The organism is Alkalihalobacillus alcalophilus ATCC 27647 = CGMCC 1.3604 (genome assembly GCF_000292245.2).
Lineage (GTDB): Bacteria > Bacillota > Bacilli > Bacillales > Bacillaceae_D > Alkalihalobacillus > Alkalihalobacillus alcalophilus.
Window position 1 is genome coordinate 1 of record NZ_ALPT02000143.1, and the last position, 3,348, is coordinate 3,348.

The 3,348-nt window shown below is 37.8% G+C and carries 3 protein-coding genes; all 3 read right to left on the bottom strand.

Going from position 1 to position 3,348, the window contains the following annotated elements; all coding sequences use genetic code 11:
• Positions 1 to 190: 190 nt before the first annotated feature.
• The 3 genes from BALCAV_RS20595 to BALCAV_RS21380 all read right to left on the bottom strand — a co-directional run bounded on the left by BALCAV_RS20595 (position 191) and on the right by BALCAV_RS21380 (position 3,272).
• Positions 191 to 991 (bottom strand): ExeA family protein, encoded by an 801-nt coding sequence (locus tag BALCAV_RS20595; protein WP_003322239.1) that lies wholly within the window; start codon positions 989 to 991, stop codon positions 191 to 193.
• Entirely contained in the window at positions 988 to 2,367 is a 1,380-nt protein-coding gene (locus BALCAV_RS20600) for a DDE-type integrase/transposase/recombinase (protein WP_003322240.1), read from the bottom strand. Before BALCAV_RS20600 ends, BALCAV_RS20595 begins: the two co-directional genes overlap by 4 nt.
• 206 nt (positions 2,368 to 2,573) lie before the next feature.
• A complete protein-coding gene (locus BALCAV_RS21380; protein ID WP_003322241.1) occupies positions 2,574 to 3,272 on the bottom strand; it encodes a DUF6431 domain-containing protein in 699 nt (232 codons plus the stop codon).
• Positions 3,273 to 3,348 lie beyond the last annotated feature (76 nt).

Genomic DNA, 3,348 nt, shown 5'->3' on the forward strand with positions numbered 1-3,348 from the left:
TGTCAACGGCCATATTTAATGGCGGCTTAATCGGAAATGAAACTGTCGTTTCCTAACAGCGCTCGCCAACGACATGACATTTTCCTTTTATATATCGCCAATTTCATTGGCATTTAATGGTTATAATTATTAGTGAATTAATAATTAAATTAGATTATTCTCTATACAAGAAAGGACCCCTTTCGGGATCCTAGTAATCATAGTCATCGAGAACTCGCTGAACGGAGTCTTCGTCGACTAACTCTTGTTTTCTGGAAACTGCGTCTAACAAACACTCAGTGCACAGACGGTTGGTAAGGCGTAGTGTTCCTCGAGTTTCCTTATAAATTTTCTTTAAGGCTGCTTCAGTGAAAATTTGTTTTTCCTCACCTGCCATTTTTAATTGGTGGATAATGTAAGCAGCTAACTCTTCATAGGTCAGTCCATCAAGATGAAATCTTGTGTTAATCCTTTGAGAAATGGCTTCTAAGCTACGTAATCGTAGTTTATCTCTTAATTCAGGTTGTCCCACTAGAATAAGCGCTAGTGGAGACAATGAATCCACATTGAAGTTCGTTAGGAACCGTATTTCCTGCAACATCGATGGTGATAGTAGATGCGCCTCGTCAATGACAACGACAGGCGTTTTCTTTTGATTTTCATAGATATCTAGTAATGCTTTTTTGAATTGTCGCTTCAAATCGTTGGCCAAAAATTCCGGCTCAATATTGACTTGTAAAAGCATCTCACGATAGAAATCTCTAGGCTTTAATGATGAATCTGATACATATAAAAACACGTGTTTATCCGATGCTAGACGATCTTTCAACGCGCGAATGGCTGTTGATTTTCCAGCACCCACATCACCCGTAATAAGACCAAATGAACGTTGCTGGATCATGAACATAAGGCGGGCTTGAACTTCTTGAAATCTAGCTGACATAAAAAGGTGTTCTGTCTTAATATCTTTTTGAAAAGGAGTATAGTTCCATTGGAAATGTGTATGAATCATATTGTTTTATCCTCCATTAGCGTTTGATAACTTAACGTTCCGCGCTTTTTCTTTTGTTTTTTTTCATATTGTGGCTCTGATAATTCGAGAAAGTTTAATCCTGATTTTTCTCCCAGGACAACTTCGTCCGGATATGTTGCTTTCTCATGTTGAGCTCTTGAGAGATTCAGTGTTTTCGCATTATTCATTTGTTTGCCGTTAAACCAAACTTCAATATGCTCTAAATCATGAGGGTCAAAACGTATTGTAATTTTTTCACCGACCAACTCCTGATCAACTTCGTATTTATTCCCTTGAAATGATATACAGCCTGTTTTATCTACTCTTCGTTCTTCTTCCCAATAAAACGCCTGTTGTAAGTCAGTAAAAGAAATAGATATCGTTGGGTGCTCACACTCTTCCCAACGTTGTATAGGCGTTTGTTTCGTTTCACCATGGGTACGTTCGTGATAGATTGATTGAGTCCAAATATAAAAATATCGGTTTAACTCTTCGATAGATGAAATTCTACCAGTTTCAATTAAGTCGTAAGCTTCTGGTTTAAAAGACGTATCGACAAATTGAAAAAAACGTTCAATTTTCCCACGACCTTGCGGCCGTCCAGCAGTTGAGTGCGAGAGTTTGATTCCTAGTTTTGCACAAGTGATTTCTAGACTTTTCGCTCTATAAATAGATCCATTGTCGACATAAATCTGTTCTGGCTTACCGCATCTCATGATCGCTTTGAATAAACAATCTTCTAGCTGCGCTCCTTTTTCCTGAAAGTGAAACTGCCCGTGTACAATATATCTTGAGTAATCATCGATAAAGGCAAATAGCTTAGCTACACGCTTTTTATCTGGATTTGTAGGATCTGGTAGATAGAGCGTGTGTTGAACATCTCCTTGCCAACAGGCGTTGCGATGTGGGAATTCAAAACGACGAAAAGACCTTGAAGACGATGATTTCGATAGTTTCTTACGTGTAATTCCTCGTTTTCTTAGTTGTTTTGATAAGGTACTTTCAGAAATACTTCCTGGTTTGACCCATTCAGCTAACTCCATCATTCGAATGATTTGTTGGACGGATCTTTCAGGACGTTCTTGTTTTAATATGGTTGCTTTATCAAGGATTTCTTGCGAAATCGCACGTGCCGCATAACCACCACGGCGAGTTGGTTTTAATGCTTCAAAACCTCCGTTTCGATAGAGGTGTAAGTAACGCTCAAGTGTACGTTTACTGACGGTTTGTTTTTCTCCATAGGGTGTCACATGTTTTTTGCTAGCTATATCTCTAAATCGCTGCGCTTGTTCTCCTTTTTGAAGCTCTCTTGACACGACTTCAGCGATCAATCCATATCGAAATAAGGCAATTTCATTTCTCATTTTTTCATCCATTTTTTCTGCTCCTCTTTCTATTTCTACTATTTCTTTTACACTTTTAGTTTTATAACAATTGAAAGAAAGTAGGCAGAGCCCATCTTTTGTGGGAACGTTCGTTTCATAAGCTCGAAAACATGAAATTTTGACCCGAAAGGGTGAGAATTGATGAACGGAAGATTGATTGACGTTAATAATGGATGGAGGAACATGGAGGTTTTGCTTTATATTTTATTGATTAACTGATTTATCCAAGGAAAAAATCCGCAAAATGGGTAAGGACGGTCTGGATGAAGAATTTTCCAGAGTTTTTCGAGTAAGTATAAAAACGTTTGTTGGTTTGATAACTGTTTTGTCATAAAAAGGATAGTAGAATCAGAACTTAGTTCTACTAGACCTCGATTAAGTAAGTTGATCAAATCGCTTTCTTTCTGTTTCCAGAAACGCTCCCAACGCTTAATCGTTTTAACAGATATTCCACCTGTTTCATTGTTGGAAATGATCGATTGAATTTGTGCAAAACTTTTCTTTTTCATATAGCGTAAGATCCATGCATGTTGAAGTATTTTACCATTGTGAACCTGATATGGTAAGAGAAAGTCCGGCAAGAGAGAAAAAGTCTTTCCACAAGGTGAACAAAGCCAACGATAGATTGGGATCCACCTTATTTTCTTTTTTGTTATTGCTGAACGAAAATACTTACCGTGCCGATACAATTTATGATCACATTCAGGACAGTTCCCTTCAAAATACGGAGGTACTTCTTGGTAATACTTAAGGTAGCTCTTGATGCTTTTGCCAAGATATTTTATAATAATCATGAGTTTATATTGAAAGCCCCTCCAAAGAGACTGCAATCTCTTGGGGCTTTTTTTATGTCCTCCTCCCGCCAGGGAATGATTTACTTTTCTATATTGTCGCATATATAACTCCCCTAGTACCGACACAATATTTTCCTAAAACATAAATAAACGCTGCCATTGAAAATGGCAGCGGACA

What these genes read in the sequence shown, in the direction of transcription:
- BALCAV_RS20595 (WP_003322239.1), bottom strand. Translation starts at nt 991, where the DNA reads ATGATTCATACACATTTCCAATGGAACTATACTCCTTTTCAAAAAGAT.
- BALCAV_RS20600 (WP_003322240.1), bottom strand. Translation starts at nt 2,367, where the DNA reads ATGGATGAAAAAATGAGAAATGAAATTGCCTTATTTCGATATGGATTG.
- BALCAV_RS21380 (WP_003322241.1), bottom strand. Translation starts at nt 3,272, where the DNA reads ATGCGACAATATAGAAAAGTAAATCATTCCCTGGCGGGAGGAGGACAT.